General features: G+C 30.0%; 20 protein-coding genes. 10 read left to right on the forward strand and 10 right to left on the reverse strand.

Annotation, left to right across the window (positions count from 1 at the left end; all coding sequences use genetic code 11):
- Positions 1 to 82 precede the first annotated feature (82 nt).
- A complete protein-coding gene (locus tag KGNDJEFE_RS08060; protein WP_006439218.1) occupies positions 83 to 1,651 on the forward strand; it encodes a sigma-54 interaction domain-containing protein in 1,569 nt (522 codons plus the stop codon).
- Between the two features lie 194 nt (positions 1,652 to 1,845).
- A complete protein-coding gene (locus tag KGNDJEFE_RS08065) occupies positions 1,846 to 2,436 on the forward strand; it encodes a zinc dependent phospholipase C family protein (protein ID WP_006439217.1) in 591 nt (196 codons plus the stop codon).
- A gap of 136 nt (positions 2,437 to 2,572) precedes the next feature.
- Here KGNDJEFE_RS08065 and KGNDJEFE_RS08070 read toward each other — a convergent pair whose 3' ends face one another.
- A complete protein-coding gene (locus tag KGNDJEFE_RS08070; RefSeq protein ID WP_006439216.1) occupies positions 2,573 to 3,364 on the reverse strand; it encodes a Cof-type HAD-IIB family hydrolase in 792 nt (263 codons plus the stop codon).
- Positions 3,365 to 3,452: 88 nt separating this feature from the next.
- Positions 3,453 to 4,715, reverse strand: a complete 1,263-nt coding sequence (locus KGNDJEFE_RS08075) for a competence/damage-inducible protein A (RefSeq protein ID WP_040410223.1) — start codon at positions 4,713 to 4,715, stop codon at positions 3,453 to 3,455.
- A gap of 311 nt (positions 4,716 to 5,026) precedes the next feature.
- On the opposite strand from KGNDJEFE_RS08075, the gene KGNDJEFE_RS08080 reads away from it, so the two are divergent.
- The 4 genes from KGNDJEFE_RS08080 (at position 5,027) to KGNDJEFE_RS08095 (ending at position 10,831) form a co-directional block, all read left to right on the forward strand.
- On the forward strand, positions 5,027 to 5,932 hold the full coding sequence (locus KGNDJEFE_RS08080) for a D-alanine--D-alanine ligase (protein WP_071585573.1): 906 nt from the start codon (positions 5,027 to 5,029) through the stop codon (positions 5,930 to 5,932).
- A 232-nt stretch (positions 5,933 to 6,164) separates the two neighbouring features.
- Positions 6,165 to 7,604, forward strand: a complete 1,440-nt coding sequence (locus KGNDJEFE_RS08085) for an aminotransferase-like domain-containing protein (RefSeq protein ID WP_330580922.1) — start codon at positions 6,165 to 6,167, stop codon at positions 7,602 to 7,604.
- 16 nt (positions 7,605 to 7,620) lie between these two features.
- Positions 7,621 to 9,522 carry an ABC-F family ATP-binding cassette domain-containing protein gene (locus KGNDJEFE_RS08090; protein WP_006439212.1) on the forward strand — a complete coding sequence of 634 codons (1,902 nt, stop codon included), beginning with the start codon at positions 7,621 to 7,623 and terminating at the stop codon, positions 9,520 to 9,522.
- Between the two features lie 85 nt (positions 9,523 to 9,607).
- Complete coding sequence (locus tag KGNDJEFE_RS08095; protein WP_118549489.1) at positions 9,608 to 10,831, forward strand: IS256 family transposase; 1,224 nt, start codon at positions 9,608 to 9,610, stop codon at positions 10,829 to 10,831.
- Positions 10,832 to 11,259: 428 nt separating this feature from the next.
- Here KGNDJEFE_RS08095 and KGNDJEFE_RS08100 read toward each other — a convergent pair whose 3' ends face one another.
- The 4 genes from KGNDJEFE_RS08100 to KGNDJEFE_RS08115 form a co-directional block, all read right to left on the reverse strand.
- Positions 11,260 to 12,153 carry a C39 family peptidase gene (locus tag KGNDJEFE_RS08100; protein ID WP_006439211.1) on the reverse strand — a complete coding sequence of 298 codons (894 nt, stop codon included), beginning with the start codon at positions 12,151 to 12,153 and terminating at the stop codon, positions 11,260 to 11,262.
- Between the two features lie 420 nt (positions 12,154 to 12,573).
- Positions 12,574 to 13,386, reverse strand: coding sequence for a C39 family peptidase (locus tag KGNDJEFE_RS08105; protein ID WP_006439210.1), 813 nt, complete (start codon positions 13,384 to 13,386; stop codon positions 12,574 to 12,576).
- A 245-nt stretch (positions 13,387 to 13,631) separates the two neighbouring features.
- Complete coding sequence (locus KGNDJEFE_RS08110; RefSeq protein WP_006439209.1) at positions 13,632 to 15,866, reverse strand: amino acid adenylation domain-containing protein; 2,235 nt, start codon at positions 15,864 to 15,866, stop codon at positions 13,632 to 13,634.
- A 33-nt stretch (positions 15,867 to 15,899) separates the two neighbouring features.
- Positions 15,900 to 16,481: a DUF3867 domain-containing protein gene (locus KGNDJEFE_RS08115; protein ID WP_006439208.1), complete on the reverse strand. Its 582-nt coding sequence runs from the start codon at positions 16,479 to 16,481 to the stop codon at positions 15,900 to 15,902.
- Positions 16,482 to 16,914: 433 nt separating this feature from the next.
- Here KGNDJEFE_RS08115 and KGNDJEFE_RS08120 point away from each other — a divergent pair, with 433 nt between their 5' ends.
- The gene (locus tag KGNDJEFE_RS08120) at positions 16,915 to 17,316 is read left to right on the forward strand and encodes a YrvL family regulatory protein (RefSeq protein WP_148881833.1); all 402 of its coding nucleotides are present in this window, start codon (positions 16,915 to 16,917) and stop codon (positions 17,314 to 17,316) included.
- 73 nt (positions 17,317 to 17,389) lie between these two features.
- On the opposite strand, the gene KGNDJEFE_RS08125 is transcribed toward KGNDJEFE_RS08120, so the two are convergent.
- From KGNDJEFE_RS08125 to KGNDJEFE_RS08135, 3 genes are all read right to left on the reverse strand, one after another.
- Positions 17,390 to 18,541 (reverse strand): double-cubane-cluster-containing anaerobic reductase, encoded by a 1,152-nt coding sequence (locus KGNDJEFE_RS08125; RefSeq protein ID WP_040410222.1) that lies wholly within the window; start codon positions 18,539 to 18,541, stop codon positions 17,390 to 17,392.
- 206 nt (positions 18,542 to 18,747) lie between these two features.
- Positions 18,748 to 20,169 (reverse strand): cell wall-binding repeat-containing protein, encoded by a 1,422-nt coding sequence (locus tag KGNDJEFE_RS08130; protein WP_006439205.1) that lies wholly within the window; start codon positions 20,167 to 20,169, stop codon positions 18,748 to 18,750.
- Positions 20,170 to 20,388: 219 nt separating this feature from the next.
- On the reverse strand, positions 20,389 to 21,552 hold the full coding sequence (locus KGNDJEFE_RS08135; RefSeq protein WP_040410221.1) for an aminotransferase class V-fold PLP-dependent enzyme: 1,164 nt from the start codon (positions 21,550 to 21,552) through the stop codon (positions 20,389 to 20,391).
- Positions 21,553 to 21,844: 292 nt separating this feature from the next.
- Between KGNDJEFE_RS08135 and yedE the strand changes: the two genes are divergently transcribed.
- From yedE to KGNDJEFE_RS08150, 3 genes are all read left to right on the forward strand, one after another.
- On the forward strand, positions 21,845 to 22,936 hold the full coding sequence (gene yedE, locus KGNDJEFE_RS08140) for a YedE family putative selenium transporter (RefSeq protein ID WP_006439203.1): 1,092 nt from the start codon (positions 21,845 to 21,847) through the stop codon (positions 22,934 to 22,936).
- Between the two features lie 80 nt (positions 22,937 to 23,016).
- The gene (locus KGNDJEFE_RS08145; protein ID WP_006439202.1) at positions 23,017 to 23,223 is read left to right on the forward strand and encodes a sulfurtransferase TusA family protein; all 207 of its coding nucleotides are present in this window, start codon (positions 23,017 to 23,019) and stop codon (positions 23,221 to 23,223) included.
- Position 23,224: 1 nt separating this feature from the next.
- Positions 23,225 to 23,461 carry a putative Se/S carrier protein gene (locus KGNDJEFE_RS08150; RefSeq protein WP_006439201.1) on the forward strand — a complete coding sequence of 79 codons (237 nt, stop codon included), beginning with the start codon at positions 23,225 to 23,227 and terminating at the stop codon, positions 23,459 to 23,461.
- A gap of 98 nt (positions 23,462 to 23,559) precedes the next feature.
- Here the strand turns inward: KGNDJEFE_RS08150 and KGNDJEFE_RS08155 are convergent, their stop codons facing one another.
- Entirely contained in the window at positions 23,560 to 24,723 is a 1,164-nt protein-coding gene (locus KGNDJEFE_RS08155; protein ID WP_006439200.1) for an AI-2E family transporter, read from the reverse strand.
- Positions 24,724 to 24,944: the final 221 nt, after the last annotated feature.

Consider the following 24,944-nt stretch of genomic DNA (forward strand, 5'->3'; position numbering starts at 1 on the left):
TTGAATGTAAGAAAATTTAATATTGTTTAAACATGATATTTAAGTTATATTTGACTTATAAATTATAGTTTAGGAGGATGTTATGAAGTACAGTAAAGATTTCTATCAAAAGATTATTGAAGCTTCACACGATGAAATTTGTGTTTCTGATAAAAATGGTGTGATTATATTTTGTAATAAATCATTTGAAGAAAACTACGGAATTTCAAAATCAGAAATGATTGGAAAAAATGTAGAATACCTAGAAAATCACGGATATGCTACAAAGAGCCCTATTCCCCTTGTTATACAGAGTAAGAATCAGATTACAGTAGAACAAGAAACTCATACTGGAAAAAATTTACTAATAACAGCTACACCAGTTTTTTCCGACAATGGAGAAATTGAATACGTTGTTGAAAATGTAAGAGATATAACAGAATTAAACAAAATAAAAACAAAACTGCAAACCACAGAAAAAGAAATGAACAAGTATAAATCAGAGGTAGAAACATTCTATAGAACTACATTAAAATACGAGGATAATATTATAAGCGATGGTCCAGTTATGCAGAGTATTATGCAAACTGCTGATCAAGTTTCAAAGGCAAATGTCAATATTATGCTTCTTGGTGAATCTGGTACAGGAAAAAGTTCACTTGCAAAATTTATTCACCAGCATAGCCATAGAGCAAACGGTCCATTTATAACTATCAACTGTGCTGCAATCTCTCCACAACTTTTAGAATCTGAGCTATTTGGATACACATCTGGTGCATTCACTGGTGCTAGCTCTAAAGGTAAGGTGGGACTTGTTGAGCTTGCAAACGGTGGAACTTTATTTTTAGATGAGATTGGAGATATACCACTTCCACTTCAGGCGAAGTTTTTACAATTAATACAAGAAAAAACCTTTCTTCCTGTAGGTGGAATAAAACAAAAGAAAGTAGATATAAGAATTATATCCGCTACAAATGCCGATATACTAGCAAAAGTAAAAGAAAGAACATTTAGAGAAGACCTATATTATAGATTAAATGTAATAGAAATAAAATTGCCACCTCTTAGAGATAGAGGAGATAATCTATTAAATTTAATTCGGTACTACTTTAAGAAGTACTCTATACAATTTGATGTGAAGGACAAAGTCTTATCTGATGATGCAATAAAATTTATCGCTAGTTATAATTTTCCTGGAAATATTAGAGAACTACAAAATATAATGCAAAATATTGTCCTTACATCAAAAAGCGATTATGTGGATGTAAATTCTCTTCCAGAAAAAATTATATATACAATAAAAAATAATAATTCTAACAAGGATGATAATTTATCAGTTTACAATAATTCATTTATTTCTGATTTTGATAGCTGTAATGATAATAGTATTAAAAACAAAACAGATAAATTTAGTATAGATAATAATATAGATTCTAAAATTGTGGAAGATTCACAAGAAAAAAATACGATATCTTTTTCAAAAGTAAACGATATCAATTTTTGTATAGACGAGGATAATTTGCAAGATTTTAATAATCTTATTTGTAATTTTGAAAATAAAATTATTTCTGAATATTATAACAAATATAAAAGTAGTTACAAAATAGCTGAAATTTTAGGAATTTCGCAATCAAAAGCTAGTAGATTGATAAAAAAGCACATAAAAAAATGATACTAAAAATGACTTTTTTGTCTACATAACCTTGTAAAATGCAAGTTTTTCTGCTATTATATTAGTAAAGAAATGCAGTTGACATTTCTTCTCACAAATTATTTTTTGTGTAAGTCTAATGTGATACGAACTTCTCTACTTGGGATATTCGATACTTTAGATGAAAATTTTTTTATGAGGTGCAGAGAAAAAATATGTTAATGAACACACACTTTCAGATTGCTAAATCAGTGTTAGAAAATATGGATGAAAAAAAGGCAGTATTAATAAGTGAAAAGAACTTCGTGTACGGCAACGTTAAGCCAGATGCGTTTTCAAAATATAAATTAAAAAAGCATTATATGGAAGAATCTTTCAATATGATTATAGAAAAGATTAAGTACTTATGTAGCTTAACTCTTGAGTCTTTATCAAAAGTATTTTCTACTAGCAGACTAAGCCAGGAACTAGGTGTTATATGCCACTTCTTATGTGACTTCTTCTGTGTTGCTCACAGCGAAAGATGGGAGTTCAAACACAGTATGAATAAACATGTTATATACGAAAGAGAGCTTGCTGCTAAAGCTAAGGAAACTGATTTAGTAAAAATCAAAGGCGATGGAGATATAAAAGAAGGCGAATTCGAATCTTTCTTCAATACTCTTTACAGCCAGTACAAAAGCAATGGAAATTATATAGAAAACGATCTGAAGTTTTCTACTTACGTTTGCAATAGCGTTACTGATTTTGTATTAGGAAGCATCCTTTCTAATAGTAATGCGCCTGCAGCTTTACAGATAGCATAAACTAATCTTTATACTATGATTTTTCGGGAGTCGAGCACGGACTCCCTTTTTATTTGTTCAAATAAAAAGAGCGATATATCTATCACTTTAATATATTACATAGATTATCACTCTTTATATTTTATAATTATTTTAACTATTTTATTTTAGATATTATCTCTAATGCCTCAGCTACATTTTTTACAACGTACTTAGCAGCTGCCTTTACGTCATCTCTTGCATTTGCCATAGCAAATCCATGTTCAAATCCAGCAATCATACTTATATCATTTGGAGAATCTCCTATTGTTGCTACTTCTTTTGGATCTATTCCCTCTTTTTCTACAACGTATTCTATTGCTTTATTCTTAGCTACACCTTTTGGTACTAAGTTTATAGTATTTTCACTAGAGAAATAAATATCTAGTTTGTCTGCTAATTTTTCTTTTAGCTTTGACTCTATCTCTTCAAGCTCTTCTGGACTATTAGATGCAAATCCTATATTACCAATCTTATTGTCAAAGCTTTCTCTATTTGCAAAATCTGGCTCTACTATAAAATCATTAGAATAAGAGTTAAATGCACTTCCATTGTTTAGAACAAGCATATTTCCGTCGAATTTGAAGTATATTTCAGCTTCCATTTCTTTTACATTCTTTATTTCTTCGTATTCTTTTATTACTTCTCTTACTAAATCATCACTTAAAGTTCCAGTAAATATTAGATTTAATTCGCTATCGTATATATATGATCCATTTTCTGCTATAAAATATCCATTTAGAGATATATCATTTTTTACCATTTCATATCCCTGTCTAAATATTCTTCCTGTAGCTATATTGAAAATTCTTCCACTTTCTTCTATTTTCTTTACAGCCTTTGCATCCTCTTCACTAACCCCATTGTGATAAAGAGTCCCATCTAAATCACAAAATACATATTTTATCATAGTTTATTACTTCCTTTTCTTCAGTTTCTCTCAAAAATTTGCTTTATAGTATTATATTATTAGAAAAAATTTTATTTTTTAGTAATTTTTATAATTCTTCAAGCATACTTTTTAAATCTATTAGTATCTGTCTTACTGCTCTACGTCTTACTTTCTGTCTATCTCCTCTAAAGTTATTTTTTCTTACTTTAGTTTCTCCGTTTATAGATATTGCAGTATAAACTAGACCAACAGGTTTTTCATCTGTTCCACCACCAGGTCCTGCAACACCAGTTGTAGATAATCCTATATCTGCTCCAAGTCCTTTTCTTATGCCTTCTGCCATTTCTGTAGCTGTCTGTGGACTTACTGCTCCATAATTTTCAAGAGTTTCTTCAGATACACCAAGTCTTTTAACTTTTGCTGCATTAGAATATGTTACACAACCTTCAAGAAATACATCTGATATACCTGGATAATTTATTAATGTTCCAGCAACTAAACCACCTGTACAAGATTCAGCTGTAGCAATAGTTAATCCCTTTTCTACAAGCATTTTTGCAACAGTTTCTTCTATTTTAGAGTCACCGTCTACTAATTCTTCTCCACCTTCTGCATAGATATATTTTCCTACTCTTTCTCTGATCTCTGCAACCTTTGCATCTAATAACTCTTTTGCTTCTTCATCATCTTTTGCTTTAGCGGTTATTCTTATAAGCACTTCCATTTCTTTTGCATAAAGTGCAACTGTTGGATTTGTCTGGTTATCTAATATATCTTCTATTTCAAGTTCAAGTGCTGACTCTCCTATTCCGTTGAATCTAAGTACTCTAGATACTAGCATGCTATCTGTAAACTGCTGTAAAAATGGTCTAACACTTTCATTAAACATAGCTTTCATTTCCCAAGGTGGTCCAGGTAAAACTATTATTCTTTTTCCATCTTTTTCAAATATAGCTCCTGGTGCAGTTCCATTGTTATTTTTTAGAACTGTAGCTTCTACTGGGAACATCGCCTGTTTTTTATTATTCTCTGGAATTGGTTTACCTGGTGCAAATTTCATACATCTTTCTTTTATATATTCCCAAGATTCTTCATGAAGCACCATTTCCTGCCCAAAATACTCTGCTGCCATTTCTTTAGTTAAATCGTCTTTAGTTGGCCCAAGTCCTCCAGTTGTTATAACTAAATCACTTCTTTTTAAAGCTTCATCAAAGCACTCTAATAATCTCTGTGGATTATCTCCAACTGTACTTTGATGGAATACTCCTATTCCAAGTGCAGCCAATTCTTTTGATATATACTGTGCATTTGTATTTACTATATCTCCAAGTAATAATTCTGTTCCTACTGATATTAATTCTGCTCTCAAATATTTCACCTCATTTTTTATAATGTATACAATAAATTTTATCAGAATAATTTTGCTTTTTCAAACCACTAGAGTTAAATATACATCAAATTTTTTTATTTATGTATTTTATATCTTTTTTATATTTGATATTTCCATATAAAAACAAATTAGAACCACTACTTTGTTAAACTTGAGATGTTGTGGTTCTTTTTTATATTATTATTTAACAATATAATAGTAATCAGGTGATTGATGAATAATTTTTACATTTTAGAAATTACTTTAATTTAATAAATAGATTTTTGATAGGATTGAAGGAGTGAATAACTTTGAAAAAGAAAATAGCAGTAATAATGGGTGGAATATCATCAGAAAGAGAAATATCTTTAAAATCAGGTGCAGGAGTTTTTGAAAGTCTTGACAGAGAAAAATATGAACCAATAAAAGTTGTAATAGATGAAAAAACAGATATAATAACAAAAATACCAGATGACGTTGATTTTGCTTTCTTAGCACTTCACGGAAAATTTGGTGAGGATGGATGTGTTCAGTCTGTTCTTGAAACTAGAGATATACCATATTCTGGATGTGGACCACTAAGCAGTGCAATGTGTATGGATAAAAATATATCTAAAAAAATATGTAAAGCATCTGGAATACCAACAGCAGATTGGATTACAGTTAAATCAATAGAAGAAATAGACTACGATAGAATAGAAGAAATGGGATATCCAGTATTTGTTAAACCAAATTCTGGAGGATCAAGTGTTGCTACTTTTATGATAAAAGAAAAAGCAGGGATAGAAGACGCTGTTAGACAAGGACTTGAAGTAGATACTGAAGTAATGATAGAACAGTATTTACCAGGTGAAGAATGTACTTCATTCATACTTGACGGTGAAGTATTCCCTACAGTTTCTATAAAATCAGAACAGGAATTCTTTGATTTCGAAGCTAAATACTCTTCAGATAATGGAGCCGTTGAAGAAGTTGTTTATCTTGAAGAATCACTTCAGAATAAATTAAATGGATACTCAAGAATGTGTTGGGATGCATTCAACTGTAGAGCTTATGTTAGAGTTGACTTTATAATAAGCAATGGTGTTCCTTACGTTCTTGAACTTAACACACTTCCAGGACTTACAGCTACTAGCTTAATTCCAAGAAGTGCTGCAGCTAGAGGAATATCTTACTCTCAGCTGTTAGATAAATTAATTTCTTGCTCTCTAAAATAATATTCTATATAGTATTAAAAAAATGGGACTTGCGCAATTTTGCACAGTCCTATTTTTTTATGCATTCTATTTTATTTTCTCTAACTTTATTTTCTAAAGTATAATATAATAGTAATTGAGATTAATAATTTTTATAATTACTTTAAAATAAAATTTTTAGAAATTATTTTTCAATTTATGAAATATAAATTTACTTTTTGAGGGTGATAATTTGATTTTTTCAGATTTTAAATTGGAAGGCAATCTTCCTATATATATACAAATTAAAGATTATTTAAGCTCCTTGATTAATAAGGGGCTTCTTCCAAACGGAAGTAAACTTCCATCCACAAGAGAGCTTTCAAAAATACTAGATGTCAGTAGAAATTCAGTTATCGCTGCATATGACGAACTAAAGGCTGACGGCTTTCTATACTCTGTAAATGGAAAAGGAACATTTGTAAGCTCAGAAAAATTGATTACTTCATCTGATTGGAATATAGATTGGATAAATCTTGAAAATGAATTTTCAAGAACCGCAAATGAACTCGATATCGTAAAAAATGAAATTCCATGGAGTTCTGATTTGATTTCATTTAAAAGTATATCACCTGATGGAGATTTATTTGATATGGATGAGTTTAAGAAATCATTTATGAGTAGAATTTCCGTTGAAAGTCATAAATTACTCAATTATGGATATGCACAAGGTTATAAGCCGTTGATAGATTTTTTAGGTGATTATATGAAGAAAAAAGGATCTTTTTCTAAATCTAAAACCACATTAGTTACAAATGGATTTACTGAAGCATTTGACCTTATACTATCTTCATTTACAAAGCCCGGTGATATGATATTATGTGAAAATCCAACTCACAATACTTCTATAAAAATAATGAGAGCACATGGAATAAATATACAAGGTATTGATATTGGGAAAGATGGATTAGATTTTGATATGCTAGAAAATATTTTAGAGAAACATGGGAATTCTATAAAATTTGCATATCTTACACCTTCATATCATAATCCAACTGGTAGCGTAATGCCCCCCGAAAGCAGATTGAAATTCTACAATCTTATGAAAAAATACTCCATACCTATTATTGAGGATGGTTTTAATGAAGAACTATTATATTCAAGTTCGCATATATTCCCTCTTTCATCTTTTGACACTTCTGGAAATGGGGTAATATATATAGGTAGTTTTTCAAAAATACTTTTCCCAGGTATGAGAATTGGTTGGATTTATGCAGATAAAAAAATTATAAATAGGCTGATAAGTGTGAAACGTTGTAGAAATATACATACTTCTTTCTTAGATCAAGGAGTTCTTTTTGATTATCTAAATAGCGGAAAATTTGAAAAGTATATAAAAAAAATAAGAAAGGTTTATGGCGAAAAGTTTAGTGTTGCTCGTAAATGTGTAGAAAAATATATCGACAACGAATATATTTGGGGCGATGGAGGACTACATATTTTTATAAAACTAAAAGGTATTGATGCAAGAGAACTTTTAGATAGGTGCTACAATAAAAAGGTTATATTTATGCCTGGAGATATATTCTTTACAGATAATAATGGATATGATACCCTAAGACTTGGGTTATCTAGGCTTTCACTTGAAGATATTGAAAAAGGTATAAAAATAATCGGTGAAACTATAGATGAAATGAACGAAGAAAATAAATAATTAGCAAGGAGATATTATGAATTTAATTACATTTGAAAATATATGCAAAAGTTATTCAGAAAAGAAATTAATAGAAAATCTTTCTTTTGGTATAAATGACGGTGAAAAAATTGGTCTTATCGGTGTAAATGGGACTGGTAAGTCTACTCTTTTAAAAATTGTAGCTGGAGCTGAAGAGATAGATAGTGGAAAAATAACAAAAGCAAATAGAGTTAGAATCGAGTATTTACCACAGAGCCCTGACTATGACGAAAATGCAACTGTTCTTGAACAGGTTTTTAAGGCTGAATCAAAAGAGCTTAATCTTCTTGGTAGATATCAAGATTTATTAAAAAAATTAGAAAAGGAATACTCTGATAAAACAAATGAAGAACTTATAAAAGTTCAGGAACAGATAGATACAATGAATCTTTGGGATTTAGAAAATGATGCTAAAGCTGTACTTACAAAGCTTGGAATAGATAACTTTGACCAGAAAGTATCTGAACTTTCAGGTGGTCAGAAAAAGAGAATTTCTCTAGCATCTGCACTTATAACACCTTGTGAGCTTCTAGTTCTTGACGAGCCTACCAACCACTTAGACAGTGATACAATAGACTGGCTTGAGGAATATCTAAACTCTAGAAAGGGATCTCTATTAATGATTACACACGATAGATACTTCCTTGATAGAGTTACAAACAGAATTCTTGAGCTAGACAAAGGTAGACTGTTTAGCTATGAAGGGAACTATACTTTATTCTTAGAGAAAAAAATGGAGAGACTTCAGCTTGAGTCTAGTATGGAAGATAAGAGGCAGAATCTTATCAGAAATGAGCTTAAATGGGTTAAAAGAGGTGCTAGAGCTAGAACAACTAAACAGAAAGCTAGACTTCAGAGATTTGATGAGCTTGTTAATCGTGAAGTTATAAAAGAAGACGAAAAAATAGATATCTCTGTAGCATCAAGCAGACTTGGTAAAAAAATAATCGAAATAAAAAATATATCTAAAAGTTTCGATGGTAAAAAAGTTATCGACGATTTAGAATACACTCTTGCCAGAACAGATAGAATTGGTATTGTAGGTAAAAATGGACTTGGTAAATCTACCCTTATAAATATTTTAAATGGTAAATTACAGCCAGATAGCGGTACTATTGAAATAGGTGAAACTGTAAAAATAGGTTGCTTCTCTCAGGACGACTCTCATATGGATCCTAGTATGAAGGCCATAGATTATATCAAAGAAGAAAGTGACTATATAACAACTGCTGATGGAACTAAAATCACAGCATCTATGATGTGTGAAAGATTCTTATTCAATGGCACTCTTCAGCACACTATGATAGAAAAATTATCTGGTGGTGAAAGAAGAAGACTTCATCTATTGAGAGTTCTTATGGGTGCTCCAAATGTACTTCTTCTTGACGAACCTACAAATGACCTTGATATAGAAACACTTAGCAGATTAGAAGACTATCTTGATGAATTCGACGGTGTTGTAATAACTGTTTCACATGATAGATATTTCTTAGATAGAATATGTAATAAGATTTTTGCCTATGAAGGAAATGGTAGAATCTTTATTTTTACAGGTAACTACAGCGATTATACTATTTTTAGAGAAATTCAGGGAATTGAATTTGAAGACGATAAACCAGAAAAAGTTGTTGAGCCTAAGAAAGAAAAAGAGAAACCAAAGTCTGATAAAAAGACTAAGTTCTCTTATAAAGAACAGAAGGAATATGATTCTATTGATTCTGATATAGAGCAATTAGAAAAGAAAATCGCTGCACTTGAGGAAAGTACTGCAGTTTATGCTACTGACTTCACAAAACTTCAGGAAATAATGAATGAAAAAGCAGAATTAGAAAAAGAACTTGAATATAAATATGAACGCTGGGAATACTTAAATGAATTAGCAGAAAGCTTCCAGTAAAATAATGAAGAGTATATGAAAAAAAGTCTGTAAATTTAATCGCCTTCTATGGTAATATCAAATTAATCATAGGAGGCGATTTTTTATGGGCAGAAAGAAAAGAGAACCATTAAATCCAGAAAAGAAAAATATAATAGCGGAGCTAATTAAAACATATGAAATTAAAACCGCTCAAGACATTCAGGATGCACTTAAAGATCTTTTAGGTGATACTATTCAAGAGATGCTTGAATCTGAAATGAATGAGCATCTTGGGTATGAAAAATATGAACGTGGTGAAAATACTAACTCAAGAAATGGATATAAAACAAAAAGGGTAAGATCTGGAATGGGAGAATATGAGATTGATGTTCCTCAAGATAGAGATTCTTCTTTCGAACCTCAAATTGTCAAAAAAAGACAAAAGGATATTTCTGAAATAGAGCAAAAGATAATAAATATGTATGCTTTAGGCATGAGTAATAGAGATATAACTTCTCAAATAGAGGATATTTATGGATTTGAACTATCTGAAGGAATGATTTCAGATGTAACTGATAAAATAATACCTAAAATCGAAGAATGGAAATATAGACCTCTTGAAAGTGTATATCCTGTTGTATATATAGATGCTATCCATTTCTCTGTTAAAGAAAATGGTTCTGTTAAGAAAAAAGCTGTCTATGTAATTCTTGGTATAAGTTCCGAAGGATACAAAGAAATTCTAGGATTGTATATTGGAGATACTGAAAGCTCTAAGTATTGGTTTTCTGTGCTAAATGAATTAAAAAATAGAGGTGTAAGAGATATTTTAATCGTTTGTGCTGATGGACTATCAGGAATAAAAGAAGCGATAAGCTCCGCTTTTCCAAATACTGAATATCAAAGATGTATTGTTCATCAAGTTAGAAATACATTAAAATATGTATCATACAAAGATAGAAAGGAATTTGCTAATGATTTAAAAACAATATATCATGCCATTAATGAAGAACAGGCTCTAGCTAATTTAGAACGTACTTCAGAAAAATGGAATGAAAAATATCCAAATTCTATGAAATCTTGGTTTAGTAACTGGGATTCAATTATACCGATATTTAAATTTTCACCAGAAACTAGAAAGGTAATTTATACTACAAATGCCATTGAAAGTGTAAATTCGCAGCTTAGAAAAATAAATAAAAAAAGAACTGTTTTTCCAAACAAGATTTCCTTAGAAAAATCACTATATCTATCAGTTGAAAAAATAAGCAAAAAATGGAGTATGCCTATTAGAAACTGGGGATATATTTATGGAGAACTTTCAATAATGTATGAAGATAGATTGTAATAATTAAAAAAGTCAAGAAAGCCGGCTTTTTTAGCTGGTTTTCTTGACTTGCAACAAAATAAATAATATTATGTTTTAAAGGGCGTTAGCCATTTATTCATAAATTATTTTAAGTCTATTATACTACCTAACGGTAGTTTAAGCCATAGAGGGCTTATTTACAGAAAAAATTCTATATACCCATAATGAAAATAAAAAGACTGTCCCCTACTCCAGGCTTCGACGTCTCACTCTTTAGAGTAACACATTTCAAAGTCGTGAGCCGTCTCCAGATTGTCGTTAGGGTGACAGTCTATTTTATTTTAATAAGTTTTTCTGAAACAGCTTTTACATAATTCATTTTGCGTATTTAAACTTCAGTGTCGCTTGCAGTATTGTCGTTTATTTGTCTATACATCTCTTCTTTGTTATATACTCAATTCTTTCTTCTATTCAAGTGAGTAGCTCCAAGCTGCTTTTATTTGATTTTTTATTTTGTCAAATTCCCATAGTTTTTTGCTTTTTTCTATGCTGTTTGGGTCGTGTATTATAAGTTTTCCGTCTTTTATTCCTGCTATTACTATGAAGTGTCCTTCATCCGTGAAGTATCCTTTTGATACACTGCATATTATAGGTTTTCCATTGTTTAACTCATTTTCAAATGATTCTTTTGTTATATCGATTCTACTACCTTTTACACCGTATTGTTCTGTTACATCTGTCATTAAATCCCAGTTTGTTCCAGCTTTTTCGTGATATCCATTGTCATCACTATACTTTGCTATTTCCATCGGATTTATACCGTCATTTCCTGTAAGTCCAGTTATTACCATTGCTAGAGATGTAGGTCCACATCCATTTAGAGCAATTATATTTTCTCCATAATTATACCATCCCCATTTTGGATCCCATTGCTGAAGCATTGGTATTACTCCATTTCCACATTTTTCATCTATTTTTACAAATATGCTCGGCATTTTTAGAGATGATTTGCTAAGCACAAAGTCTAGTGTTTCTTTGTTATTGTATAATAGTTTCAAGACATCGGGTTGATATTCTTTTGAATTTTTAATAACTTCGTTATATCTTTTATCGCTCTTTGCTCTTTTTTGAAATTCTTTTAAATATTTTATAACCTTAGTATCTGATATATCTTTAGGTATCTCCTCTACCTTAGCTTCTTCAGCCTTTTGGGCCTCTTCCTTACTTCTTTCTATTTTTGCTTTAATCCTCGCCTCTTCAAGATTTTTCTTATATAAATAATTGCCTCCTATAAAACAAAAGCTTACACAGATAGCAATTAAAAATATCCAACTCTCTTTGCCAATCTTCAACTTCTTCATAATAATGTCTCCTTTCAAAAAAAGAAGAGGATATATTTAAAACTACATATTTCCATACTTATTATGCCTAAAATAATTATTATTTCACACATATTTGGAATTTTGTCGTTTTAGATATCCCCTCTTCTTTTACCATTATATCTAAAAAAGCTTAACTTTATCTTATTCTACTTCACATTTTTTAATATATTTTAATTTATTATCATTATATAAATTTTGCCCTTATAATTTATCTTTTTTTAATTAATTTTCAATTATCCTATTATTTATTACATTATATAATAAATTTTATTGATTATTCAATAAATCTAATCAATTATTTAATAACTTAGTAAAAAAGCACCACTTTTTACCCATATTTTTCAAGTAAAAAATGATGCTCATTTAAAACCAACTTATTATTATTTATCGTTAAAACAATTAATCAAGTGAATACGCCCAAGCTGCTTTTATTTGCAATTTTATGTCATTATAGTTCCATAGTTTTTCACTTCTAGCTATATTATTAGGATCGTGTATTACGAGTTTTCCATCTTTAATACCAGCAATTACAATAAAATGTCCTTCACTTGTAAAATTTCCTGGTCCCATACTACAAATTACAGGATTGCCATTTTTTAATGCACTTTCAAAACTAGATTTTGTATTATCTATTGCCCAACCTTTAACCCCATATTTTCTTGCACCTTCTACCATAAGGTTCCAATTTGTTCCAGCTGCTTCGTGAAATCCATGTTTGTCACTATATTTAGCTATTTTTATAGGTGTTATATCTTTATCGCCAGTAAGCCCAGATACAACCATTGATAACGCTGTTGGACCACATCCATTTATCGCAATTACATTATTTCCATATTCTCTCCAACCCCATTTTGGATCCCATTGCTGAAGTCTTGGTATTTTGCCATCGCCACAATCTTCATCTATATTTATTAAAAATGCTGGCTTTTTAAAATTATCCTTGCTCAATACAAAATCTAATGTTTCTCCATTAGAATACAATAATTTTATTACATCCTCTGGGTAACTTTCTATATTTTGTATAACATTGTTATATCTCTCATCGTCTTTTGCTCTCTTCTGAAATTCTTCTACATATTTTGTAGTATCTCCAACTGGGGTAAAAGCTACATTACTCTCACTTGGTCCTTTTAGATATGATGCTATTAGTATCAATGCTACTACTCCAATTATTATCTTAACACTTTTTTTAAGTTTTCTTTTCTTTTTCATAATAAAATACTCCTAACTATTCTTGTCCTATTCATTTTAATAATTTTTTCTATCCTTGTAAATGAATTACATAATATCTTCATATAATATTTAGAGTATCTTTAGAAATAATTGGTTCAATATTTTTTGTTACATAAATAATTCTTTATCTCATCGACCAAAAAATAAGAAAAATCTATGAATATTGACGACAATTTTGTGCACTTATCAAAACAATTTTCATAGATTTTTATTATTATCCTATTTTATACTGGTATATTTTCCTTAGGAAGTTTCTTTTTATTTACCTTTCCTATTGGAGTAACTGGTATCTTATCTATCTGCATTATATATTCAGGAACCATATAAGGTGGTAAAGACATTTGAAGGTAGTTTTTTACTTTTTTAGGATCCACTTCTTCATCAGATACATAAAATGCCTTTAAGTAAAGTTCTCCTTTTTCGTCTGGTCTAGCTATACAAACAGAGCTTTTTATTTCTGGAATGTTATTTATTTCATTCTCAATTTCGTATATCTCAACCCTTATGCCTTTTATCTTAACCTGACTATCCATTCTTCCTATGCAGTCAATATTTCCATCCTCTAACCATTTAGCAAGATCTCCTGTTTTGTACATAAATCTAGTGTACTTATCAAATGCAAATGGATTTTCTACAAATTTTTCCTTTGTAAGCTCTTCCTTATGCATATATCCCCTAGATATCTGTATTCCAGAAAGACATAGCTCTCCAGGAACACCTATTGGACATATATTTCCATTCATATCAAATATATACGCATAAGTATTGTAAATTGGTTTACCTATTGGAATCTTTTCGTACTCTTTATCTACATAGAATGAAGTCGCAAGTACAGTAAATTCTGCTGGACCATATTCATTATATATCTTGTAATTTCTTTCTTTATATCCTTTTAGCTTATCTCCTCCAGATTGCAATACTCTTAAATACTTGTTATCACAATTTTTAATAAATCTTTTTGCGAATATAGTTGGAACTGCTAAAATCGTTATCCCCTTCTTTTCACAGTACTCATTTACTGTATATTCATTTGCTCTTGCGGTTTCTGGAATTATATCCACTGATGCCCCACAAAGCAAATATGGGAATATCTGTTTAACTGCTGCATCAAAACTAAAACTTAGATAAACTCCACAAATATCATTTTCATCTGCGTTTATATAATCTATAGCGTACATACACATATTCATAAGACTTCTATGCTCTATAGACATACACTTTGGTCTACCTGTAGATCCTGATGTAGATATTCTATATGCACAGTTATCAGGGTACACGTACTCTGTTATTGGAATATCTGTATTGAACATAGACTCATTTTCTATAAATAATAGTTTTTTATCTGTTTTAGGAAGTTGATTTTCTAATTTTTTAGAAGTTATTATTACTTTTGCCTCACTATCCTCTAAAAGATATGACATTCTAACAGATGGATTACTTATATCTATTGGAAATACCGCAGCTCCTGCTTTCATTATACTTATTGCTGCAATTATTACACCAATATTTCTAGGTAGAATAACTGCAACTGTATCTTCTCTTTTTATACCAATGCTATTTAAATATCCAGCAAATCTCTCTGTTACAATATCTAGCTCTCTATAAGTCATAGATGTTTTTTCATCACTAATAGCTATATTATCTGGAGTTTTCTTGACTTGCTCATAAAAACCATCCATAAATGTCATATCTGGTGGTCTTTTTTTACAACTCATATTAAACTCTTCAAATATTTCTTCTTCCTCTTCCCTAGATACAAATCTTATGTCTTTCATTTCTATTTTTTCATTTTCTACTATCTGAGAAATAACTGTTTCAAACATAGATAAAACTCGTTCAGCAGTATCTTTGCTGTATTTAGAAGGCATATACTTAGCTCTTATAACCAGGGTCCCCTCTCCGGCTACCATATCTACAGCAAACTCATACCCTTTAAGTCGCATAAGGTCGTCAATCATATCTTTTGCATACATATCTACATTTCCACTAACAAAAATTGTATTTATCAATTTTTTATCCAATGGGCTATTTTTTTCTATTTCCGATAGCATATATGTCAAATATTCTTTTGATATATTCTTCTGATTTACAAATGTTTTAAGTGCATCTACAAAAGTTTCTTTTTCCTCAGTTGTAATTCTCACTGGAATTATATTCATAGTACTCCCAAACATAACATCTCTTTCAAATGTATATTCTTGTAAAATCAAACCATATATTAACTCTATTATATCTGTTATATTTATCCCCTGTTTTTCAGAAAACTTTTTAAGTCTAGCATATTTATCCTCATTGATTACTATTTTTTCTTTAGATATAATACCGTTTACTTCTTTATTGAAGTAGTCTGCTGGGATTTTTGCCATATTATTATATCCTTCAAGCAGATTTGTCCAATGAAGTGCAGCTCTTTTTATTCTTTCAGAGCTAGCAGACATCTTTTTTTCTGTAGTTTCCATTTTAATTCCCCCTTTTCAAAGAATTGTAAGGGTTTATTTATAGTCATATTTTTTAGTAGTTTCGCAAAGAACTACTCTTATTGTTTTATCAAACATATTTCTGTATGAGCTAAGGAATTCATTAAGCTCTCTATCTGATAAGTCTATTTTCTTATCACTGCAAAGTATAACTTTATCTTCTTCTATTATGATTTCTAAATCATTTAAATCATTTTTTATGTACGATGTTATATTACTTTTTATTTTTATTTTATGACTGTATTTATCATAAAATCCAGATGCTTTAGTATACCGATCTACACTTTCCTGAGATGGATTTGAAGAACTGATACCATTTATTTTTTCTGGGTCTAATCCAAATTTTTTAAGCTGGTCATCCATTTCTTTTGTGTCTATTCCATATCTTTCCATAAATTTCTGCTGTATTTTATAGAATTTTTCTTGAGATATGTTATTTTCTCTCATATAGTCCATCATTTTTCTTGAAAATCCAGCCATGCTTAGTTTGCCACTAGCAACATCAGTATAAAGGCTGTACATATAATCTTCAAATTTATCTACGTCAGATTCTTTTACTTTATTTTTTAATTCATTAAAATCTATTATTTCAGACATTTTTATACCTCCTGATTTTTTAATTTAATTGCTTATCTATTTTTTAACTTTTAATTTAATTGAAAAAGCCATTTTTATATTAAAGATTATAACATATATAAATAAAGTTTAGCTTAAAATTTTTGAAAATTTAATCGCTTTATCTTTATTTTATTCATAAATATTTATTTAATAGCGATATAAAAGTATTAAAATTAATTAGAAGTGGGTAATACTATATCAAAAGCATTATTTTGAGTGTATATATGTTATCTTTTTATCCAAATATATTGAAAAAAGACTTAAAAACTGTTATCTTCTATACATATGATTATTTTAAATTTTTAATAATGCTAACGTTTATCTAATTTATTTTTGTAATTATTTATGTTCTAAAAGTATATTTTAGGTGGTGAGTTCAATTTCAAAAAAAAATAAAAATTCGGCTTTTGCAATGCTAATAACATTGATTATAGTTATGGCAATTTCATTTGGTATTATTTATGCTGTAACTACTTTTGTTGGTATTGGTCTAATGACTTTAATCGGATTTGAATACAATTCTATTCCAGCGGTATTTTTATTCTTCTTTATTTTTGTATGTTTTACTATACCGTTAGATTTTATTAGTACATCTATATTAGATTTTGTACATTTTAAAGGTCGTATTCCCGAATCTTTTTATAAGATTTTAGAATTTTTAGTAGAGTTTATTTTGGTTTTATTGGGATTATTGGTTGTAGATAGTATTATGAAATCTATTTCTATTCCTTTTAGGACTAAAGTTTTATTCTCTGTGTTATTATATGTATTTACTTCTTCAGTAGAGTATTTATTCTTAAAAGAAAAAAATTAAAATGTCATTTATGGCATAAAAATAGGGTACCTATCTTATAGTAGATAAGTACCCCTTTTTATTAATTCAATTCTTATAACATTTCTATGAATGCTTCAAATCTAGTTTTTAACTGTTCACTGTCTGACTGAGAGTAATCAGTTTCTAATGCTAAGAATGATATTCCTTTTTCTTTAGTAACAAATTCTTTTATTCTTGCACTTTCAACTGTGAAAGTATGGCAAGCAGTTAGAGATATGTCTATAACACCATCTATCTGGAATTCATCTATTAATTCATCAAGTAATTCTATTCTTCTGTCGTTATTCATCATGCATGAGCAACCTATCTTTAAGTATGCTTCTGCTATAGCTTCGTATACATCTGGATTTTCTTCGTCTACTAACCATCTGTTTGATCTTGGACCACCACAGTTTTCGTAAACAACAACATCTCCACCAGCTTCTTCTATTGCTGGAGCTATTTTATTTATAGCACCTGCTATTGGAGAACCAGTTATAAGTATTCTTGGTCTATTTGTTTTTTCATGTTCCTTTGAAGCATAATCTGCTTTTATATCATCTATTAATTTTCTAAGCTCAGCTTTCATAGCTGGTCTGTCAAATTTGAACTGAGTCTGATATAAAACTCTGTGTATATCCATTCCACTCATTGGAGGTGGATTAAGAGCTCCTAGTTTGAAGTATTCCATTAATAAAGCTCTTTCTTCATTTTTATCTTTTATAGCTGCTCTTATATCATCTTCAGTTATTGTTATTCCATAGAATTCTTCTAATCTTTCTTTAAATCTTTTTATTTCTCCAGCCCATAGTTTTATACCTGCTTCATCAACTAGGTTAGGAAGATGCATTATATGAGTTGGCTTAACTTTTGCCATCTGTTCATACATTTTCTTTTTACCATCACAAGTTGTTTCTGCAGCTACTATATCACTGAAATAGAAGTATGGACATGTATCTGTTATAGCATGACCATAACTTGATTTAACCATTGGACATAGGTTTCTTGGTAATATTTTTTCAGCTTCTGGTATAGGTTCTTCACTAACACCACAAAGACCTACTGATATTGCTCCTGCAGCTAATATTATTTCTGTTGGAGTAAATGTACAATATGCACCAACTACTCTTTTACCTTCATCTTTTAATTTTTTTATTGCTAAGAAACCGTTTCTTCTAGCTTCTCCCCAGTTTTCAAACTGTTCTGGAAGTCCTACTGTTGTCATCAAAACACACCCCTTAATATATAATTTTGTAATATTTACATTTTCCATATTTAATTATATATCACCAAATTATACAATGGGAAAAATACAGCACTTTTTATAATAGTTTATATCTATAGTTATATAGATATGAATAGCTTTTATCTATATCATTATTTTTTATCTATCTCTTAAATACATTCATATAGCTTGTTTCTATATATTTTCTATTTACTCATTATATCTTTCATCATTTTTTCTAAATCTTCACCATATCCACTTCCTGCCCAATTGTTAGACAGAGATTTTACTGTTTTACATTTTCCAAAAAGATCTGCAAAGTGTCTTGGATCTTTAGGATTTGATAATGGATATCCTTCTTTTCCTGCATATAGTGCTAAATGCTGTACCTGTGCTAATACACCATCCTCCCAACTATCAAATCTAGTGTGGGCATTTTTATCCTTATCTCCTCCACCACCAGGAGTTTTTAATCCACAAGGATTTTTAAATGAAGCATCTAGTACCCCACCAAATTTACAGTATCCAGTTTCTTTTGCACACTGTGCAACAACTAATGTAGGGTCTACACCATTTTCTACCGCTGTATTATATAATATAGGAAGTATTTCCATAAATAAATCAGATGCATTTTTGCTTTCTGCCCATTTTTTACACTGTTCATATGTTGATGTTGGTTTTGAAAGTATACTTAATCCACTAGATACATTAGTACTAGAACTACTTGAGCTAGCCCGTCTTAAACAGTCCTCAAATATACTAGAACTAAGAGTCCCTATTTTTGATATTTTATTTGCTCCTTTGAACACTGATTTATCAGATCCTTTAGACACAAGCATTAATGGAGCATCTTTTGCAAGAGTTGATCCAACTAGTGCATTTTTTAAATCATATCCATCTGCAACATAGTATTCTTTAGCATTTGGATAGAACTTATCTAGTATTATTTTATTAGTCTTATATCTATCTGATCCACCTAATCTTATGGCATTTGTAGATTTTACTAATTTATCAGATATAACACTAGTACCTCCTATTGCATATGTTGTTACATTTTTAGTATTGTATTCTACATTTTTACCATTTGTAAGTATAACTGGCATACCATCTCTTGCCGCTGTAGATGCAATGCTTATACTATCTGCTTCACCCTTTACACCATTTGTAAGAGCTATTGATGTTATATTTTTTAACTGAGATATTTTATTAGCTACACTGTAGCTAGTATTGTTCCTATCAGAACCACCTAATCTTTCTACACTTATACCTTTATCTTTTAAAGTATTTTCTACTGATTTTGATACAGCTGCTTCAAGTCCTATTATATATACTTTATTTACATTTTTTAATCTTTGCATTGTTTCTGTAGGTATACTATCCTTCTTTGTAAGAAGTATTGGTGCATTTGCTGCACCAGACAAACCACTTGCAGATAGACCATCTGCTATAGAATTATCTAAATTAACTAATATTGCAGTGCTATAATTTTGCTTATCTGCTATTAGCCCTGCTGTTTCGTATATATTTTTCCCCTCTATTATTTCCTTTTCCGCTGCCATTGCTGGAACTAAACTTCCTGCTGCCATTGTTGATGCTAAACATATTGTCATAGTCTTTTTTAAATTCATTTTGAGTAAATTCCTCCCCTCGCATAATATATTAAAATTATGCTTTTTTATTTTTTACAATCAATTTATTAAGTAATTTACTCTTTTCTCGACAAATTAAACTCTCCTAAATTAAAAAAGGCTAAGATTTAAAATCCTAGCCTTTTTATATTATTACACAATTTCTATTCAGTTTCAAGGTTTACATAACACTTATTATGTATCGTTTATTTTACTATTTTATTCATTATAAGCTTTTATTACTTCTTTTATAGCATTTAATGCATAATCTACATCTTCTTCTGTGTTGAAGTATCCAAAACTAAATCTTACTGTTCCTTGAGGGAATGTTCCTAGTGTTTTATGAGCAGATGGCGCACAATGCATACCTGGTCTTGTAGATATTCCATAATTAACATCTAATTCATGGCATATTATACCATTGTCCATTCCTACAAAGTCTAAAGATACAACAGCTGTTCTATTTTCAGTATCTCTCTTACCTATTATGAATCTTTCATCTATTTCTTCCATACCTTTTATAAATCTTTCAGTAAGCATCATTTCTTTTTTATGTATGTTTTCTATACCTACTTTTTTTATGTATTCAAGAGATGCATGTAATCCATATGTTCCTGGTATATTAGGAGTTCCACTTTCAAATTTATCAGGCATATATTCTGGCTGTATTTCTTCATCAGATTTACTTCCTGTTCCACCTTCTATAAAACTATCTACCTGAGGAACTAATTCATCAGTTATTAAGAATCCTCCCATACCCTGAGGTCCTAGTAATCCTTTATGTCCTGTAAAGCATAGTATGTCTATGTTCATTTCTTTCATATTCATTTCGAATACTCCTGCAGTCTGTGCAGCATCTACTATGAATATAACATTTTTTTCTTTACATATTTTTCCTATTTCTTTTATTGGAAGTGCAGTACCACATACATTTGATGCTGCTGTCATTACAACTGCTCTAGTATCTTCTTTTATTGCAGCTTCTACATCTTTTAAATCTATTTCCCCAACTTTATTGCACTGAACTCTAGTAAATGTTACTCCTCTAGTCTGTTCTAATTTTACAAGTGGTCTCATAACTGCATTATGTTCAACTGAAGATACTACTACGTGATCTCCTTCTTTTAATAATCCTTTTAAAACTGTATTCATAGATTCTGTTATATTTTTAGTAAATACAACATTTTCTGGTTTATCAAATCCAAATAACTCTGCTAACATTTCTCTTGTTTCAAGTACAACAAATCCTGCACTTAAAGCTGAAGAATATGCTCCTCTATTTACATTTCCTCCAACACTTTCAACATACTCTTTTATAGCATCCCCAACACCTGGTGCTTTCGGGAATGATGTTGCCCCATTATCACAATATACTTTTCTCATATTCTTTCCCCTCCGCATTGATTTATAATTTATATTTCGTATATAAAATATAATATTTATACTTACCTATATTATATCAGAATATATTTTTTTTGATAATTATTTTAGCATTCTTTTGATATTTTTTTAAATTTTTATTATTTTTTAATGTTAAACGTTTTTTTCTATATTTTTTACTTTTAATATAGTTTTTTTCTATAGTGTATCATATTTCTTAATTGTTGCATACAAATATGTTATTATGTGATTGGGTAATGCTTGCCCCAAAAAGTAAACAGGAGGTACTTTCATAATGAAAGAAAAGAGAAATATCATTATTGGTGGTGCTGTTATAGGTATAATGGCTGTTATATCAGTTATGCTTGGTAACCCTAAAAACATGGGGATCTGTATAGCTTGCTTCATCAGAGATACTGCTGGTGCTCTAAGCTTACATCAGGCTCCTATTGTACAGTATGTAAGACCAGAAATCATAGGATTCATATTAGGTTCATTTATCCTTGCATTTGCTAGCAAGGAATTCAGTTCAAGAGGAGGATCTTCTCCACTTATAAGATTCTGCCTTGGATTTATAGTTATGGTTGGTGCATTAATGTTCTTAGGATGCCCAACAAGAATGGTTTTAAGATTAGCTGGTGGTGACTGGAATGCCATAGCTGGTTTAGCTGGATTCGTAGTAGGTATACTTATAGGTATAGTTTTCTTAAACAAAGGTTTCACTTTAAAAAGAAACTACAAACAGTCTAAATTAGAAGGATTTATAATGCCTGCAATATGCGTATTCTTATTCATATTACTTGCAGTTAACTCTACTCTTCTTGTATTCTCTACAGAAGGACCAGGTTCAATGCATGCTCCAATATTCTTCGCACTTGCAGTTGGTCTTATAGCTGGTGCTATATGCCAGAAAACAAGACTTTGTATGGCTGGTGGTATAAGAGATATAGTTTTATTCAAAGACTTCTATCTTGTAAGCGGATTTATAGCTATGCTTGTTGGTGCTTTCATAGCTAACTTAATAACTCATCAGTTTGCTCCTGGATTTGCAGATCAGCCAGTTGCTCATACAGATGCTTTATGGAACTTCTTAGGAATGGTTGTTTGTGGTTGGGGTTCTATACTTCTTGGTGGATGCCCAATGAGACAGTTAGTTTTATCAGGTGAAGGTAACGTTGACTCATCTATAACTATATTAGGTCTTTTAGTTGGTGCTGCATTCTGCCATAACTTCAAACTTGCATCTTCTCCAGAAGGACCTACTCCAAACGGAATGATAGCTATAGGAATATGTGTTGTTGTTCTTCTTATAATATCTTACTTTGGATGCAAAGCCGGAAACGAAAAAAAGGTTGCTCCAAAAACAAGTGTTAAAGTAGAAGCTTAATAAAGTAGTTTTAATTTTTTCGGAATAGATATAAACTATATAATATAGCTCTAAATTTTTTATAAAGGAGATGTTTTGTAATGAGAATAGATGCTAGAGGCTTATCTTGCCCACAGCCAGTTTTAATGACTAAAAAAGGTGTTGCTGAAAGTCCAAATGGTGTTGAAGTATTAGTAGACAACATGACTGCTTGCAACAACGTTAAAAAATTCTTAAAAAATGCAGGCTTCAACGTTACAGTTGAAGAAGTAGGAGATGAAGAGTTCTTAATCTCTTCTTCAAAATAGTATGACTTATTTTTCAACATTTTTCACTCACTCTGGAGCTATAAAATTCTCTAAACTTTGTATAGATAAGGGGATACCTAGTGATTCAGGTCCAGTTCCTAGAAAGTTAAGTTCTAACTGTGGAATAGGTGTTAAATTTGAATACGATGGACCACACGAAGATTTATACACAGAAGATATGGAAAGAGTGTACACTCTTGAAAATAATGTCTATACTTTAATAGCAGATTATGACTAAAAATTAGCCCTTAGCTTTTAAGCTGAGGGCTTTTTAATTACAATATTATTAATATTAAAAAGCTCCTAGTTTTTTTCTAAGAGCTTTTATTATTGTATTTAATTCATATAATCATCCGTATTTACAGGTAATCCCTTCTTATCTAATCTTTCTTCTGTTACATCTTTTATTATTGAGTAGATAAATGCAAATAGTGGAACTCCAAGTAACATTCCTACTAATCCTAAGAACTTACCTGCTATAAGCAGTGCAAATAATATCCAGAATGCAGATACACCGATTGAATCTCCAAGTATCTTAGGTCCTATTACATTTCCGTCAAGCTGCTGTATTATAAGTATTATTATAAGTAACCAGAAAGCCTTTATAGGACTTACAAACCGGACAAGTATAACTGATGGTATCGCTCCAAAGAACGGACCAAAGAATGGTATTACATTTGTTACACCAACTATTACTGTTACAAGTAGTGTATAAGGCATCTTGAATATAGTTAAAATTACAAATGTTATTATCGCTATTATAAATGAATCTAATATTTTTCCACCTAAGAATTTACCAAAGATCTTATTAGCTCTATGGGTTAACTCTAATATTTTATAAGAATGTTCTCTATTAAATATCGCATAAGTTATCTTTTTTGATATAGCAAAGAATTTTTCTTTATCTTTTAATAAATATATAGAAACTATAACCCCTAAAACTATATTCCATAAACTAGAAATAACAACCATTATTGTATTACCTATAACTGGTATTATATCTGTCATAAAGTTCATAATGAAATCTGTAAGCTCTTTCCACTTTGATTCTAGTATTTCCATACTAGCTGGAGTTAAGTTAAATTCTTCTATAAGCTTGTTTATCATTACTGTAGCATTATTCACATAGTTTGGAATATCATTGAATAATCCTATTATACTTTCTAAAAGTTCAGGCCATACAAAGTGTACAAATAAATAGCAAAGTGTACCAGCTACAAGGTAAGTTAATAACATTGATATCGCCCTTACCCTTGCAGGACTTTTTCCCTTCATCTTTTCAGAAATTATTCTGTTTTCTATAAATTTCAATATAAAATTCAGCAAATATGCTATAGCAAATCCAATTATAAACGGATATAAAATAGCTATAAAATCACTGATTTTATTTGAAAATACTTTTACTTGAGAGCTTATCAAGTAGAATACTATACTGCAGGCAATCACTATAAATGAATATACTGCAACAGTCGTGTATTTTCTATTCCAGTCTATTTTCATATTTCCCCTCCTCTTCTCAATAACTAGATTCTATCATAAAAACGACTTTTTTTTAACCTAATCATTACATTGTTAAAAAAATTTTACATAAAAAACACCACAAACAAATTTTATCATATTTGCTTATGGTGTTTTATATTTTTAAACTATATTTAGTTTTGTTTTATTTTATAAAATCTATATATCACAATTAAATCTATATATCCCTAGTTTATTATTAT

Source organism: Peptacetobacter hiranonis (assembly GCF_008151785.1).
Lineage (GTDB): Bacteria > Bacillota > Clostridia > Peptostreptococcales > Peptostreptococcaceae > Peptacetobacter > Peptacetobacter hiranonis.